The sequence below is a fragment of the Microbacterium sp. M3 genome, assembly GCF_033548675.1.
In the GTDB taxonomy this organism is placed as follows: Bacteria; Actinomycetota; Actinomycetes; order Actinomycetales; family Microbacteriaceae; genus Microbacterium; species Microbacterium arthrosphaerae.
The window spans coordinates 351,903-367,451 of record NZ_JAWTZT010000002.1; the positions used below are offsets into that span (position 1 = coordinate 351,903).

The window sequence follows — 15,549 nt, forward strand, 5'->3', positions numbered from 1 at the left end:
GTCGGGCGATGAGTCGGGCATCAGGCAGGCTCCTGGGGGACGGGGATACCGGGCGGGCGACCGGTGCTCTTCTCGACATCGAGGGCTTGCTGGAGCAGAACGACCGCGGCGACCTGGTCAACGATGCTACGCGACGATCGCTGGGATCTGCCCGAACTGCGCAGTGCCGCGTGTGCCGAGACGGTCGACAGGCGCTCGTCGACGAGGCGCACCGGAAGAGCGGATGCCGCCGCCAGCGCCGCGGCGAACTCCCGCGCGTCCTGCGTCGAGGGCGTGTCCTCGCCGCGCATGTTCAGAGGCAGACCCACCAGCAGCTCGAACGCCGAGTGCTCCTCGGCGAGGGCCAAGATGCGCGCGACGCTCTGGTCGCCACGCGCCACCGTCTCCACGGGGGTGGCGAGGAGCCCGTCGGGGTCGCACTTCGCGACCCCGACACGGGCCTTGCCGACGTCGATGCCGAGCCGCGTGCCGCGGCGGAACCCGCTCATGAGCGCGCCTCGCTCACGCGCCGACGGCGTCCTTCACCGAGGCGAGCGCCGCAGACAGGGCTGCGGCATCCGTCCCACCGCCCTGCGCCACGTCGTCGCGTCCGCCACCGCCGCCGCCGAGCACGCCGGCGGCGCCCTTGGCGAGCACCCCTGCCTTGGCGCCCGCGGCACGGGCGGCGTCGTTGGTGGCGACGATGACCACCGGACGGTCGTTGACGACGGCGCCGAGCGCGACGACCGCCGCGTCGGAACCGAGGCGCTCGCGCACCTGCAGGGCCAGGGAGCGGACGTCGTCGGCGGAGGCGGCTGTGCCGAGCGACTCGGCGACCACGAGGGTGTCGCCCACGCGGGTCGCGCCCGCCGCGAGGGCCGGAAGGCGGTCGCCGAGCGCCTTGGCCTCGAACGCCGCGATCTTCTTCTCGGCCGCCTTCAGGCTGGCCTGCAGCTCGGCGATGCGCGCCGGCAGCTGCTCGCGCGGCGCCTTCAGCGACGTCGTGAGCTCCGAGACGAGCGCGCGCTCGGCCGCGAGCGAACGGAAGGCGTCCAGGCCGACGAGCGCCTCGACGCGGCGGTTCGACGCACCCACCGACGACTCGCCGACGAGGTTGATGAGCCCGATCTCGGCGCTCGACGACACGTGCGTCCCGGCGCAGAGCTCGCGCGACCACGGACCGCCGATGTCGACCATGCGGACGGTGTCGCCGTACTTCTCGCCGAAGAGCGCCATCGCGCCGAGCGACTTCGCCTCGTCGAGGGGCAGCACGCGGGTCGTGACCTCGAGGTTGTCGCGGACCGCGTTGTTGGCGATCTCCTCGATCTCGGACTTGGTCTCGTCCGACAGCGCCTGGCTCCACGAGAAGTCGAAGCGCATGTAGCCCGCGCGGTTGAGGGATCCCGCCTGGGTAGCCGTCTTGCCGAGGGTGTCGCGGAGCGCGGCGTGCACGAGGTGGGTCGCCGAGTGCGCCTGACGCGCCGAGCGGCGGTTCGCGGCATCCACCACCGACGTCGCGGGCTGTCCGACGCCGACCTCGCCCGTCGACACCTCGACGGTGTGGCTGACGAGCCCCGGAACCGGCTTCTGCACGTCGAGCACCTCGAGCTCGTAGCCCGGCCCGACGATGACGCCCTTGTCGGCGACCTGGCCGCCCGACTCGGCGTACAGCGCCGTCTCGGCGAGGATGACCTCGGCGATCTGGCCCGCGCCCGCGCGGTCGACCGACACGCCGTCCACGAGGATGCCGAGCACGCGCGACTCGGTCTCGAGGTCGGTGTAGCCGGTGAAGACCGTCTCGCCCTGCGCGCGGAGGTCGCGGTAGACGCTGGTGTCGGCGAGCTGGCGCTTGCGCGCCCGCGCGTCTGCCTTGGCGCGTGCCCGCTGCTCCTGCATCAGGGTGTCGAACGCGCCGCGGTCGACGGTGAGCCCTGCCTCCTCGGCGATCTCGAGGGTGAGGTCGATCGGGAACCCGTACGTGTCGTGCAGCAGGAAGGCCTCGTCGCCGGGGATGGAGGTGCCCCCGGCCGCCTTGGTCTGCGTCAGCGAGTCCTCGAGGATCGCCTCGCCCGCCGCGAGGGTGCGCAGGAACGTCGCCTCCTCGGCGAGGGCGTACTGCGAGATCCGCGCCCAGTCCGTCTCGACGACGGGATAGGCGTCCTTCATCGCGTCGCGCGACGCCGTGAACAGCACCTCGAAGGTGGGGCCGTCGACGCCGAGGAGCCGCATCGAGCGGATCACGCGGCGCATCAGGCGGCGCAGGATGTAACCGCGGCCGTCGTTGGCCGGGGTGACGCCGTCCGACATGAGCATGAGCGACGAACGCACGTGATCGGCGACGACGCGGAACCGCACGTCGTCGTCGTGGTTCGCACCGTACGTGCGGCCCGAGAGCTCGACCGCCTTGTCGAGCACCGGACGCACCTGGTCGGTCTCGTACATGTTGTCGACGCCCTGCTTGATGAACGCGATGCGCTCCAGGCCCATGCCGGTGTCGATGTTCTTGTTGGGCAGCTCGCCGACGATGTCGAAGTCGTACTTCGAGCGCACGTTGGTGATCTCGTACTGCATGAACACGAGGTTCCAGATCTCGACGTAGCGGTCGTCGTCGGTGGCGGGACCGCCGTCGATGCCGTACTCCGGGCCGCGGTCGAAGAAGATCTCCGAGCACGGGCCCGCAGGGCCCGGCAGGCCGGTGCTCCAGTAGTTCGTGTCCTTCCCCAGTCGCTGGATGCGCTCCTCGGGCAGGTCGGTGAGCTGCAGCCAGAGGTCGTGCGCCTCGTCGTCCTCTTCGTAGACGGTGACCCAGAGGTCCTTCTGGTCGAATCCGAGGCCGCCGTCCGCCTCCGGGGTCGTGAGGAGCGCCCACGCGTAGCGGATCGCGCCCTCCTTGAAGTAGTCGCCGAACGACCAGTTGCCGAGCATCTGGAAGAACGTGCCGTGGCGCGGGGTCTTGCCGACCTCTTCGATGTCGTTCGTGCGGATGCACTTCTGGTTGTCGGCGGCACGCGGGTACGGCGCGGGGACGTCGCCCGACAGGTACGGGATGAACGGCACCATGCCGGCGACGGTGAACAGGAGCGCCGGGTCGTCGGTCACCAGCGATGCCGAGGGGACGATGGTGTGGCCGTTCTTCTCGAAGTAATCGAGGAAGCGCTGGGCGATCTCGGCGGTCTTCATTCGGGTCCTTGCGTGTACGTGCGGGTGCGTGGGCGGTGGAGCACGGCGGACTCCCCCGAGCCGTGCCGAGGGTCGTCGCGCGCTCGTCAGTCGGTGAGCTTGCGGGCGGCGTCGCCGGCGGCGTCCGCCACACCGTCGAGGGCGTCGGATGCCGCGGCCCGGGCGTTGCCGGCCGCGTCGGCGGCGGCATCCCGCACGTCGTCGACGAGACCGGCGAAGCGGGCCTCCTGCTCGCGGTACGCGTCGCCCATCCGGTCGGTGAACTCGGTGATGCGGGCGTCGACGTCGGCGAGGATCTCGTGGCCGCGCGGGTCCTTGTTGACCAGGTGCGCGAGGACGAATCCTCCGGCGATGCCGAGCACGAACCACAGGAGGTTCTTCATGTCACCACTTCCTCGCGGGCCGCCGGGGCGCGGCATCCCCCCATCGTATGGGAACGACGGCGGGAACGGCGAAGGGCGCCGGGATGACCCCGGCGCCCTTCGGCTTCGGTCGTTGAGCGAGCGAAGCGAGACGAAACGCCTTATCGCGCTGCGTAGTACTCGACGACGAGCTGGACGTCGCAGACCACGGGGACCTCGGCGCGCTTGGGGCGACGCACGAGACGGGCCTGGAGCTTGTCGAGCTCGACCTCGAGGTAGCCGGGAACGGGCGGCAGGACCTCGGCGTGACCGCCGAGCGCTGCGACCTGGAAGGGCTCCATGCCCTCGCTCTTGGCCTTGACGTGGATGAGCTGACCCGGCTTCACGCGGAACGACGGGCGGTCGACGAGCTGGCCGTCGACGAGGATGTGACGGTGCACGACCATCTGGCGCGCCTGCGCCGTGGTGCGGGCGAAGCCGGCGCGGAGCACGAGCGCGTCCAGGCGCATCTCGAGCTGCTCGACCAGGTTCTCACCGGTCAGGCCCTGGGTGCGGCGGGCCTCGTTGAACTGGATGCGCAGCTGCTTCTCGCGGATGCCGTACTGCTCGCGCAGACGCTGCTTCTCGCGGAGGCGGACGGCGTAGTCGCTGTCGGCCTTGCGCTTGGTGCGGCCGTGCTCGCCCGGAGCGTAGGGACGCTTCTCGAGGTAGCGGGCGGCCTTCGGGGTGAGCGCGACGCCGAGGGCGCGCGACAGACGGACCTTGCGGCGGTCCTGGGACTTCGTAGCCACGAAGTGTTCCTTTCGATGACGCTGCCGTGTCTTTCACGGCTCGCGGGCGTATCGCCCTGTCTCCGCCCTGTCCGGACTGCACGCCGGGGCATGCCGGAAGGTCTGTGAAGGAGAGAGGAGATGCCCGAAAACGACGTTTCGAGCCGATCAAGCTTATCAGACGGCGCGGCGGTGGCTCACGACAGTCCGACCGGCGTGCGCCGCGAGCACGGCGCACACCGGCGCCGGATGCATCGGCAGGCCTAGGGCCACAGGAACACCGCCATCAGGAAGAGGAGGTAGACCACGCCGGCGGTGATCGCGATGGCGTTGGACAGCCTGCTCCAGCGGGCGCGCGCGGCGGCGATGGCGAACGCCGCGGCGAGCAGCGCCCAGACGAGAGTGTGACCGGCCTCGACGACCACGGCCCGCAGCCCGGTGGCCTCCGCAACAGCCACCCCGTCGCCGACCGTGGCGAAGACGACGGTCACCACGAGCGAGATCAGGGCCGCACCGCCGAACAGCGCCCGCGTCCGCGTCGGGGAATCGCCGCTCACGCGTCCACCTCCGCGACCTCGTCGAGCCAGTCGCGCAGCAGGGCGTGGGTGCGCAGTCCGTAGTCGAGCGTCGCCCGCTGGTACGCGAAGAGGCGTCGCCCCTCGGGGTCGAGGCCCGCGGTGCGGGCGTCGATGTCGGCGGCCAGTGCTTCCAGGCCCTGCAGAGCGGTCTCCGTGTGCTGACGGATGCCGCGGACGACGGCCGCGCGGTCCTTCTCGGCCTCGAGGCGTCCGAGCAGGTACACCTTCGCCAGAACGGTGGTCTCGGCATCCGTCCCCTCGGGGAGCGGGGCCAGCATCCAGTGCCGCCACCGCGCGCGGCCCGCGTCGGTGATGCGGTGGATCTTCCGGCCGCGCCGGGACTCGTCGGCCTCCGCCGCCACCACCGCCCCGTCGGCGACGAGGTGCTGCAGCGCGCGCTGGATGCTGCCGGAGCTCGCGCTGTAGAAGAGCGAGATCCCCGCCGAGAACCGCTTCTGCAGGTCGTAGAGCGAGAGCGGGCCGCCCAGGAGCAGGCCGAGGATCACATACTGCACAGACACCTCCGAGGTCGGATCGACCATATCCCTCAAGGGGATATAAATCTACCCCTGAGGGATATCGAGGTGCGGACGTCAGCCGCCGTCGAGGATGCGGCGGATCCGCTCCAGACGCGCGACCACATCGCGTTCGGCCCCGAGGGCCTTCGGCTCGTAGTACCGGCGACCCCGCAGGTCGTCGGGCAGGTACTGCTGCGGCGCGATGCCGATCTCGGAGTCGTGCGGGTACACGTAGCCCTTGCCGTGGCCGAGGCGCTTGGCGCCGGGATAATGCGCGTCGCGCAGGTGGACGGGCACGCGGCCGAAGCCGCCGGCTCGCACGTCGGCGATCGCGGCGTCGATGGCGACGTAGGCCGCGTTCGACTTGGCGGTCGTCGCGAGATACGCGGTCGCCTCGGCCAGCGGGATGCGCCCTTCCGGCATGCCGATGAACTGCACCGCGTCGGCGGCTGCGACGGCGAGCGGGAGGGCGTGCGGGTCGGCGAGACCGATGTCTTCGGCGGCCGAGATGATCAGGCGCCGCGCGATGAAGCGGGGGTCCTCCCCCGCCTCGATCATCCGCGCGAGGTAGTGCATCGCCGCATCGACGTCCGAGCCGCGGATCGACTTGATGAACGCGCTGATGACGTCGTAGTGCTCGTCTCCCTGCCGGTCGTAGCGCAGCAGCGCGCGATCCACGGCCTGCGCGACATGCTCAGGCGAGATCTGCGGAGCATCGCCGGCCGCGTCGTCGTCATCGGACTCGGGAAGGACGAGGGATGCCGCCGCCTCGAGTGCGGTGAGGGCGCGGCGTGCATCGCCCGACGAGAGCCGCACGAGCGCGTCGCGTGCATCGTCGCCGAGCACGACGGCGCCCGACAGGCCCCGGGGGTCGGTGACCGCGCGATCGAGCAGCATCCGGAGGTCGTCATCGGTGAGCTGCTTGAGCGTGAGCAGCAGCGACCGGGACAGCAGCGGCGAGATCACCGAGAACGACGGGTTCTCGGTCGTCGCGGCGATGAGGACCACCCACCCGTTCTCGACACCGGGGAGCAGTGCGTCCTGCTGCGCCTTGGTGAAGCGGTGGATCTCGTCGAGGAACAGGATCGTCGACTGGCCGTACAGGTCGCGCTGTGTCAGGGCCTCCTGCATGACCTCGCGCACGTCGCGCACGCCCGCCGTGACGGCGGAGAGCTCCACGAACCGCCGTCCCGACGACCGCGCGATCGCCTGGGCGAGCGTCGTCTTGCCGGTGCCGGGTGGGCCCCACAGGATGACCGAGGTCGCTGCGCGGGCGGCCGCATCGGGATTCGCGAGGGTGACGAGCGGCGAGCCCGCCCGCAGCAGGTGCGACTGACCGGCGACCTCATCGAGGGAGGTGGGGCGCATGCGCACGGCGAGAGGCGTCAGGCCTTGGAAGAGGGCGGCCGGGCCGCCCATGCCCCCGGCGGCTCCGCGGGACGCACCGGCGGCGCCGGAAGCAGGAGCGGGGGTCACGCCACCAGGCTATCCCGGCCCCGCGACACCGGCTCGGCCCGGGTTTGGCCGGCCGTCGCGGCGGGCCATAGGATCAACCCGCCCGGGCCCGGCCCGCGCCGTCGTCGATCGGCGCCGCGTCGGAGGCCCGAGGTGAACGCGTCCGGCAGCGATCCGCCGGCAACGAGGCGAACAGGGAGAACACGTGGCGACCGGTGGGAAGAACCGCGACGCGCGGGCCGCGCGCGAGCGCACGCGCCTGTACGAAGCGCGACGTCGGTTCCACGACGACCAGGCCCGTCGCCGTACGCGCGACAACCTGATCGCGGGCATCGTCGGCGGCATCCTGGTGCTCGGCATCGCGGGCGCGCAGACCCTCTACTTCGTCGCCGGTCCGGGCGCACCCGAGCCCGCGCCGACCTCGACGCCGACGCCGACCGAGACGACGCCGGCACCCACTCCGGACTCGACGCCCGAGCCGGCGCCGGAGTCCACGCCCACGCCGACGCCCTGACACGCGGCGTCGCACCGCGCAACGGCATCGGCCTCGGGCATCCGCCGTACTAGGCTGTGAGCCGTCCTACTCCCTACGAACGGCGCGAGCCGCGATGAGGTGCATTCCGTGACTGCCGCAGCAGACTTCCAGCCCGAGACCGACGCCCCCGACGACGCCGAGGCCCCCGCGAACGAGACCGCCGACGTCGAAGACGGCGCCGGCACGTCCGCGCCGGTCGCCGCCGAGGAGACTCCGGCAGCCGACGACGCGACGGATGCCACGGCCGACGAGGCGACGGATGCCCCGGCCGACGACGCGCCTGCCTCCGAAGAGCCCGCCGCCGAGGAGCCGGCTGCCGAGGAGCCGGCTGCCGAGGAGCCCGCTGCCGAGGAGCCGGCTGCCGAGGAGCCGGCTGCCGAGGAGCCCGCTGCCGAGGAGCCGGCTGCCGAGGAGCCGGCTGCCGAGGAGCCCGCTGCCGAGGAGCCGGCTGCCGAGGAGCCGGCTGCCGAGGAGCCCGCTGCCGAGGAGCCGGCTGCCGAGGAGCCGGCTGCCGAGGAGCCCGCTGCCGAGGAGCCGGCTGCCGAGGAGCCGGCTGCCGAGGAGCCCGCTGCCGAGGAGCCGGCTGCCGAGGAGCCGGCTGCCGAGGAGCCCGCTGCCGAGGAGCCGGCTGCCGAGGAGCCGGCTGCCGAGGAGCCCGCTGCCGAGGAGCCGGCTGCCGAGGAGCCGGCTGCCGAGGAGCCCGCTGCCGAGGAGCCGGCTGCCGAGGAGCCGGCTGCCGAGGAGCCCGCTGCCGAGGAGCCGGCTGCCGAGGAGCCGGCTGCCGAGGAGCCCGCTGCCGAGGAGCCGGCTGCCGAGGAGCCGGCTGCCGAGGAGCCCGCTGCCGAGGAGCCGGCTGCCGAGGAGCCGGCTGCCGAGGAGCCCGCTGCCGAGGAGCCGGCTGCCGAGGAGCCGGCTGCCGAGGAGCCCGCTGCCGAGGAGCCGGCTGCCGAGGAGCCGGCTGCCGAGGAGCCCGCTGCCGAGGAGCCGGCTGCCGAGGAGCCGGCTGCCGAGGAGCCCGCTGCCGAGGAGCCGGCTGCCGAGGAGCCGGCTGCCGAGGAGCCCGCTGCCGAGGAGCCGGCTGCCGAGGAGCCGGCTGCCGAGGAGCCCGCCGCCGAGGAAGCCGCCGAGGAGCCCGCTGCCGAGGAGCCCGCTGCCGGCGAACCGAGCGACGCCGAGCCCGCGGCCGCCACGCCGACGCCGACGCCCTCTCCCGCGCCCGTCCCGACGCCGGGGCGCATGCGCCCGCCGGTGCCGAAGCCCAGCCCGGCGCCCGCCGCGCCCACGCGCTCCGAGGAGCCTTGGGGCCGGGTGGACCAGGACGGCACCGTCTCGGTCCGCGAGGCCGACGGGTGGCGCATCGTGGGACAGTACCCCGACGGGTCGCCCGATGAGGCGCTGGCCTACTTCGAGCGCAAGTACGCCGACCTCGCCTCCGAGGTCACGCTGCTCGAGGTCCGCCACCGCCGCGGCGGCGCCTCGGCGGCGGACCTGCGCGCGACCGCGCGCACGATCAACGGCAAGCTCGACGGCGCGGCCGCCGTCGGCGACCTCGCCGCGCTCACCGCACGCGTGGCCGCGCTCACCGAGACGCTCGCCGCCGCCTCGGAGACCGAGGCCGTCGCCGCTCGCGAGGCCGTCGACGACGCGGTCAAGCAGCGCACCGAGCTCGTCGAGAAGGCCGAGGCCCTCGCCGCGCGCGACCCGCGCACGGTGCAGTGGAAGCAGGCGACCGCCGAGCTGAACACGCTCTTCGACCAGTGGCAGTCACAGCAGCAGAGCGGCCCGCGGCTGCCGAAGTCGACCGCCCAGCAGCTGTGGAAGCGATTCCGCGATGCCCGCGCCACCGTCGACAAGCACCGCCGTGCCTTCTACGCGGAGCTGGACGAGGCGCACAAGTCCGTGCGCGACCGCAAGACGCGTCTGGTCGAGAAGGCGGAGGCCCTCTCGACGAAGGGTGAGGACGGCATCCCCGCCTACCGCGAGCTGCTCGACCAGTGGAAGACCGCGGGTCGCGCCGGCAAGAAGGTGGACGACGCGCTGTGGGCCCGGTTCAAGGCCGCCGGCGACGCCCTCTACGGCGCCCGCATCGAGCGGGAGGCCGCGGACGCCGAGGCTTCGCGCGAGAAGATCGATCTCAAGCGGGCGCTGCTCGACGAGGCGAAGGCTGTCGGCGACGAGCGCGACATCACGAAGGCGCGATCGGTCCTCACCGGCATCCAGCGCCGCTGGGATGAGATCGGGCGCATCTTCCCGCGCGACACCGAGCGGTCGCTGGACGACGAGCTGCGTCGCGTGGAGAACGCGCTGCGGTCGCGGGAGGACGCGGACTGGAAGCGGAACGACCCGGAGCAGAAGGCGCGCGCGAACGACATGACGCGCCAGCTGACCGACGCGATCCAGAAGCTCGAGGACGATCTCGCTGCCGCCGAGAAGTCGGGCGACAAGAAGGCGATCGCCCAGGCGACCGAGGCCCTCGAGGCCCGCCGGTCGTGGCTCAAGGCGCTCGGAGGCTGAGCCGACGGCCCGCCGTGCTGCGGCGGGCGGAGCAGTTTCCACAGGCGGCGGCTGCGGCATCCGTCCTCCCCCGCCGGTGCGGCACACTGCCGGTATGGCATCGCCGTTCCTCTACTTCGCCGGCGACCGGCTGTCACGGGCCGAGCTGACGGCGGCGTGCCTGGACGGAGACCTCGTCGAGCTGGGCGACGCGTACATGCCCGCCGACGCAGTCGAGACCGCGGCCCTGCGGGCGGGGTCGCTCGCGCGCATCCTCGGCGACACGCTGGCGGCGACGCATCTGACCGCCGCCTGGATCCATGGCGCGCTGCCCGCGCCGCCTGTGCGGCACACCGTGCAGCGCGCCGTCGCGCGGCGACTGCACATGGTGGTCGACCGGCACCTGGTGTACCGGGACGTGGCCGTCGACGCCGATGACCTGCAGCTGCGCGGCGGTGTGCGGGTCACCACCCCGGCACGCACGCTCGCCGACCTCGCGCGCGTCGACGACAGCGCGCACGCGCGCGCGTCGTTCCTGTTGGCGGATGCCGAACCCGACGCCCTCGCGACCGCGATCGCACGCCTCGAATCAGGGGTGCTCCCCCACAAGCGGGCCGCGCTCGCCCGGCTGCACGCGATCGCCGACCGGCGTCAGGACGACGTGACGCGGTAGACGTCGTAGACCGCGTCGATGCGCCGCACCGCGTTCAGGACGCGGTCGAGGTGGACGATGTCGCCCATCTCGAAGACGAAGCGGCTCAGCGCGAGGCGGTCGTTCGTCGTCGAGACCGACGCCGACAGGATGTTGACGTGGTGCTCGCTGAGCACGCGGGTGACATCGCTCAAGAGCCCCGACCGGTCCAGCGCCTCGACCTGGATCTGCACCAGGAACACGCTCTTCGTCGTCGGCGCCCACTCGACGTCGATCAGGCGCTCGGGGTCGGACATCAGGGATTTGACGTTCGTGCAGTCCGCGCGGTGCACCGAGACGCCGCTGCCGCGCGTCACGAAGCCGACGACCTGGTCGCCCGGCACCGGCGTGCAGCACTTGGCGAGCTTGACGAGGATGTCGGGCGCGCCGCGCACCAGAACCCCGGAGTCGCCGCCGCGCGGGGCACGGGAACGCCCCACCTGCGGCAGGTCGATCGGTCCGGTCGCGGTGTCGTTCGCCGCCACGAGCGCCGTGACCTTCTCGATCACCGACTGCGTGGAGACGTGCCCTTCGCCGACGGCGGCGTACAGCGCCGATACGTCCTCGTACCGCAGCTGATGAGCGACCTCGGTGAACGAGTCCTGGCTCATCAGGCGCTGGAGGGGCAGGTTCTGCCGGCGCATCGCGCGGGCGATCGACTCCTTGCCCTGCTCGATGGCCTCCTCGCGCCGCTCCTTGGTGAACCAGCCGCGGATCTTGTTGCGGGCCCGCGTGCTCTTGACGAAGCTGAGCCAGTCCTGGCTGGGACCCGCGTCCGGGTTCTTCGACGTGAACACCTCGACGACGTCGCCGCTCTTGACCTCCGACTCCAGCGGGACGAGCCGCCCGTTGACCTTGGCGCCCATGGTCCGGTGCCCGACCTCGGTGTGCACGGCGTAGGCGAAGTCGACGGGCGTCGCACCGGCCGGCAGTCCGATGACGCGCCCCTTCGGGGTGAAGACGTACACCTCCTTGGCGCCGATCTCGAAGCGCAGCGAGTCGAGGAACTCGCCCGGGTCGGCGGTCTCGGCCTGCCAGTCCGAGATGTGGGCGAGCCACGCCATGTCGGTGTCGACGGACTTGGCGTCCGCCTTGCCGCCGTTCATCTGCTCTTTGTACTTCCAGTGCGCCGCGACGCCGTACTCGGCCTGCTGGTGCATCTCGTGCGTGCGGATCTGGATCTCGACCGTGCGCCCGCCCGGCCCGATGACCGTCGTGTGCAGCGACTGGTACAGGTTGAACTTCGGGGTGGCGATGTAGTCCTTGAAGCGACCGGGGAGCGGCGTCCAGCGGGCGTGGATGGCGCCGAGGACCGCGTAGCAGTCGCGGACGCTCCCGACCAGCACGCGGATGCCGATGAGGTCGTAGATGTCGTCGAACTCGCGACCGCGCACCACCATCTTCTGGTACACGGAGTAGAGCTGCTTCGGGCGGCCCATCACGCGACCGCGGATGCGGAGCTCTCGCAGGTCGCTGTCGACCGCGTCGATGACGTTCTGGACGTACTGCTCCCGCTGCGGCGTGCGCTGCTTCACGAGGCTGTCGATCTCGGCGTAGAGCTTGGGGTGCAGCACGGCGAACGAGAGGTCCTCGAGTTCGGACTTGATCGCCTGGATGCCGAGCCGGTGCGCCAGCGGCGCGTAGATCTCGAGCGTCTCGGTGGCCTTCTTGCGCGCCTTCTCGGGTGGGACGAAACCCCAGGTGCGGGCGTTGTGGAGCCGGTCGGCCAGCTTGATGAGCAGGACGCGGATGTCGCGCGACATCGCGACGATCATCTTGCGGACCGTCTCGGCCTGCGCGCTCTCGCCGTACTTGACCTTGTCGAGCTTCGTGACGCCGTCGACGAGCATGGCGACCTCGTCGCCGAACTCGCTCGTGAGCATGTCGAGCGAGTACTCGGTGTCTTCGACGGTGTCGTGGAGGAGAGCGGCGGCGATCGCGCGCGGCCCCAGGCCCAGGTCGGCGAGGATCTGTGCGACGGCTAGCGGGTGCGTGATGTACGGCTCACCGCTCTGCCGGGCCTGACCGGAGTGCGCCTTCTCGGCGACCGAGTAGGCCCGCTCGATGACGGTGAGATCGCCCTTGGGATGGTGGGTGCGGACCGTCCGCAGCAGCTGCTCGACGTCGTCGCGGCGTGCCGAGCGCGAGAAGATCCGCGGCACCAGCCGCCGCAGCGACGAGGACTGGGCGGGGGGGACGGTCTCGGTCATTCGAACCCCTCCCCTCCGCCGGACCTCACAATCCTACGCCCGAGCCGTCGGCGCTCAGGCCGGAGCCAGGGCCAGCTCGCGCGCGGCCAGGACGCGCGCATCGCGGGCCTTGATCGGCGCCTCGTTCTCGCGCAGGAGCGAGTACAGCGGTGCCGCGACGAAGATCGTCGAGTAGGCGGCCACGATCGTTCCGACGAAGATCGACAGCGACAGGTCGGTGAGTGTCTGCGCTCCGAGCCACAGCGCACCGATGAAGAGGATCGCGCCGGTCGGCAGGATCGCCACGACGGTCGTGTTGATGGAGCGCACGAGGGTCTGGTTCACCGCGAGGTTGACGGACTCGCCGAACGTGCGCCCGGAGACCTCGCCGTCCTCGCTCGTGTTCTCCCTGATCTTGTCGAACACGACCGTGGTGTCGTACAGCGCGTACGAGAGGATCGTGAGGAAGCCGATCACCGCGGCGGGCGAGATCTCGAAGCCGAAGAGCGCGTAGATGCCGATGGTGATGATGAGCACGTCGACGAGACCGATGATCGCCGAGAGCGACATCTTCCACGTGCGGAAGTACAGCGCCAGGATGATCGCCGTCAGCGCGAGGAAGATTGCGAGACCCCACAGCGACTGGCGGGTCACGTCGGCCCCCCAGCTCGGCCCGATGAAGGCGTAGCTGACCTCGCTCTCGGGCACGTCGTACGCCTCGGCGAGGGCCGCCGAGACCTCGCGGCTCTCGGCATCCGTCATCTGATCGGTCTGCACACGCACGGCGGTCTCACCGATGGTGACGACCTTCGTGGTGGCGTTGGCGACGACGGACTGCACCGCGTCGGTCGCGAGCGACTGGTCGATGGGCGCCTCGACGCTGTTGACCGTGAACTGCGAGCCGCCCGTGAACTCGATCGAGAACTGGATGGGACGGAAAAGCGGCACGAGGGCGGAGCCCAGCACGAGGATCGCCGCGATGAGGAACCACAGCTTGCGACGCCCGACGAAGGGGAAGGACGTCTTGCCCGTGTAGAGGTCGTTGCCGAACTGGCTCATGGAGCGCATCAGTCGTCTCCCTCCTTGGCGTTCGTGCCGGGTCTGGAGTTGTCGGCCCCGGCGAGCTCGGCCTGCTTGCGCTCGGCGATGGTCTGCCGTCGCGCCGCCTCGCCGCGCGCCTTCGCGTTGCGGCGACCCGCCGCACCGGTGGCGAGCACCGGTTCACGGAACTGCGCGCGACCGCGGTACACGGCGCCGAGCGCCGTCGGGTCGAGCCCGGAGAGCGGATGCCCCGACCCGAAGAACCGCGTGCGTGCGAGCAGCTGCATCACCGGGTGGGTGAAGAGGATGAAGATGAGGACGTCGATCGCGGTCGTGAGACCCAGCGTGAAGGCGAAGCCCTTCACCGTGGAGTCCGCCAGGATGTACAGCACCGCGGCGGCCAGGATGTTGATCGACTTCGAGATGTAGATCGTGCGCTTGGCGCGACCCCAGCCGTCCTCGACGGCGGCTGTGATCGACTTGCCGTCGCGGAGCTCGTCGCGGATGCGTTCGAAGTACACGATGAACGAGTCGGCCGTGAAGCCGATCGTCACGATCAGGCCCGCGACGCCGGCCAGCGAGAGGCGGAAGCCCATGCGCCACGCGAGGATGCACAGCGTGATGTAGGTCAGGACCGCCATCACGGCCAGCGAGGCGATGATGACGAAGCCGAGCGCGCGGTAGACGATGAGCGAGTAGATCGCGACGAGCGCGAGGCCGATGAGACCCGCGATGAGGCCGATCTGCAGCTGCTGGGAGCCGAGGGTGGCCGAGATCGAGTTGGAGCTCTCGACCGTGAAGCTCAGCGGCAGCGCGCCGTACTTGAGCTGGTCGGCGAGCACCTTCGCCGTCTCCTGCGTGAAGCTGCCGGTGATGCTCGGCTTGCCGTCGGTGATGATGCCGTTCATCGACGGCGCCGACAGCACGTAGCCGTCGAGCACGAACGCGAACTGGTTCAGCGGCGGGTTGGCGCCGTAGAGGCGCTGGCTGATCTCGCCGAAGGTCTGGGTGCCCTCACCGTCGAAGGAGAGGTTGACGGCCCACAGTCCGTTGTTCTGCTGCAGGCCGAAGGTCGCGTCGTCGATCGACGAGCCGTCGAGCTCGACCGGTCCGAGGATGTACTTGATGCTGCCGTCGATCTCGCACGTGATGAGGGGCTGATCGGTCGGCGCGCTGGCCGGGTCGTTGGCGGGGTCGGCGCAGTCGTACGCCTGGTACTCCGCCTCCAGGGCGGGCGTGATCCACGCCAGGTCGCTGCCGTTCGTCGGCTCGACGGTCGGCGTGGCCTGCAGGGAGGGGTCGGGCGTCGGGAACGGGGTGGACTTGCCGTCCTCGCCGGTGAACTCCGTCGCCGGTGCGCCCGCGTAGAGGACCGCTCGCAGCTGCAGCTGGGCGGAGGCCTCGATGCGGTTGCGCGTCTCCTCGTCGGCCTGACCGGGGATCTGCACGACGATCTGGTTGCCGGACTGCGTCGTCACCTCGGCCTCGCCGACGCCGGAGGCGTCGACGCGCTGGCGGATGATCGTGACGGCCTGCTGCATCTGCTCGGCGGAGGGGTCGGCGCCGTCCTCGGTCTGCGCCTCCAGCACGATCTGCGTGCCGCCCTGAAGGTCGAGCGCGAGTGCGGGCACCCACGAGCTCTGTCCGAAGACGTACACACCGAGCGCGTTGATCCCGAACAGGATCGCGGTGATCGCGAGGAGACCGGTCAGCGCGCGCCACGCATGCCGGACGGGAGTGGATGTCGCCACGTCTCTG

General features: G+C 71.3%; 13 protein-coding genes. 3 read left to right on the plus strand and 10 right to left on the minus strand.

The window, feature by feature from the left end; all coding sequences use genetic code 11:
• Positions 1–20: 20 nt before the first annotated feature.
• The 7 genes from ruvX to R8Z57_RS07015 form a co-directional block, all read right to left on the minus strand.
• Complete coding sequence (ruvX, locus tag R8Z57_RS06985; protein WP_318353055.1) at positions 21–488, minus strand: Holliday junction resolvase RuvX; 468 nt, start codon at positions 486–488, stop codon at positions 21–23.
• Positions 489–501: 13 nt separating this feature from the next.
• Complete coding sequence (gene alaS, locus R8Z57_RS06990; protein WP_318353056.1) at positions 502–3,159, minus strand: alanine--tRNA ligase; 2,658 nt, start codon at positions 3,157–3,159, stop codon at positions 502–504.
• Between the two features lie 86 nt (positions 3,160–3,245).
• Complete coding sequence (locus tag R8Z57_RS06995; RefSeq protein ID WP_318353057.1) at positions 3,246–3,542, minus strand: ATPase; 297 nt, start codon at positions 3,540–3,542, stop codon at positions 3,246–3,248.
• Positions 3,543–3,682: 140 nt separating this feature from the next.
• Positions 3,683–4,312: a 30S ribosomal protein S4 gene (gene rpsD, locus R8Z57_RS07000; RefSeq protein ID WP_318353058.1), complete on the minus strand. Its 630-nt coding sequence runs from the start codon at positions 4,310–4,312 to the stop codon at positions 3,683–3,685.
• A gap of 242 nt (positions 4,313–4,554) precedes the next feature.
• A complete protein-coding gene (locus tag R8Z57_RS07005; protein WP_318353059.1) occupies positions 4,555–4,848 on the minus strand; it encodes a hypothetical protein in 294 nt (97 codons plus the stop codon).
• A complete protein-coding gene (locus tag R8Z57_RS07010) occupies positions 4,845–5,384 on the minus strand; it encodes a helix-turn-helix transcriptional regulator (RefSeq protein WP_318353060.1) in 540 nt (179 codons plus the stop codon). Before R8Z57_RS07010 ends, R8Z57_RS07005 begins: the two co-directional genes overlap by 4 nt.
• Positions 5,385–5,462: 78 nt before the next feature.
• Positions 5,463–6,806 (minus strand): replication-associated recombination protein A, encoded by a 1,344-nt coding sequence (locus R8Z57_RS07015; protein ID WP_318353566.1) that lies wholly within the window; start codon positions 6,804–6,806, stop codon positions 5,463–5,465.
• Positions 6,807–7,047: 241 nt separating this feature from the next.
• On the opposite strand from R8Z57_RS07015, the gene R8Z57_RS07020 reads away from it, so the two are divergent.
• The 3 genes from R8Z57_RS07020 to R8Z57_RS07030 all read left to right on the plus strand — a co-directional run bounded on the left by R8Z57_RS07020 (position 7,048) and on the right by R8Z57_RS07030 (position 10,543).
• Entirely contained in the window at positions 7,048–7,356 is a 309-nt protein-coding gene (locus R8Z57_RS07020) for a dioxygenase (protein WP_318353061.1), read from the plus strand.
• 108 nt (positions 7,357–7,464) lie between these two features.
• On the plus strand, positions 7,465–9,891 hold the full coding sequence (locus R8Z57_RS07025) for a DUF349 domain-containing protein (protein WP_318353062.1): 2,427 nt from the start codon (positions 7,465–7,467) through the stop codon (positions 9,889–9,891).
• A gap of 94 nt (positions 9,892–9,985) precedes the next feature.
• A complete protein-coding gene (locus tag R8Z57_RS07030) occupies positions 9,986–10,543 on the plus strand; it encodes a type IV toxin-antitoxin system AbiEi family antitoxin (protein ID WP_318353063.1) in 558 nt (185 codons plus the stop codon).
• On the opposite strand, the gene R8Z57_RS07035 is transcribed toward R8Z57_RS07030, so the two are convergent.
• The 3 genes from R8Z57_RS07035 to secD are packed head-to-tail and all read right to left on the minus strand — an operon-like array spanning position 10,522 to position 15,542.
• On the minus strand, positions 10,522–12,771 hold the full coding sequence (locus R8Z57_RS07035) for a bifunctional (p)ppGpp synthetase/guanosine-3',5'-bis(diphosphate) 3'-pyrophosphohydrolase (RefSeq protein ID WP_318353064.1): 2,250 nt from the start codon (positions 12,769–12,771) through the stop codon (positions 10,522–10,524). The two genes, R8Z57_RS07030 and R8Z57_RS07035, sit on opposite strands and share 22 nt — an antisense overlap.
• A gap of 54 nt (positions 12,772–12,825) precedes the next feature.
• Positions 12,826–13,818, minus strand: a complete 993-nt coding sequence (gene secF, locus R8Z57_RS07040) for a protein translocase subunit SecF (protein ID WP_318353065.1) — start codon at positions 13,816–13,818, stop codon at positions 12,826–12,828.
• Positions 13,818–15,542, minus strand: a complete 1,725-nt coding sequence (secD, locus tag R8Z57_RS07045) for a protein translocase subunit SecD (protein WP_318353066.1) — start codon at positions 15,540–15,542, stop codon at positions 13,818–13,820. Before secD ends, secF begins: the two co-directional genes overlap by 1 nt.
• Positions 15,543–15,549: the final 7 nt, after the last annotated feature.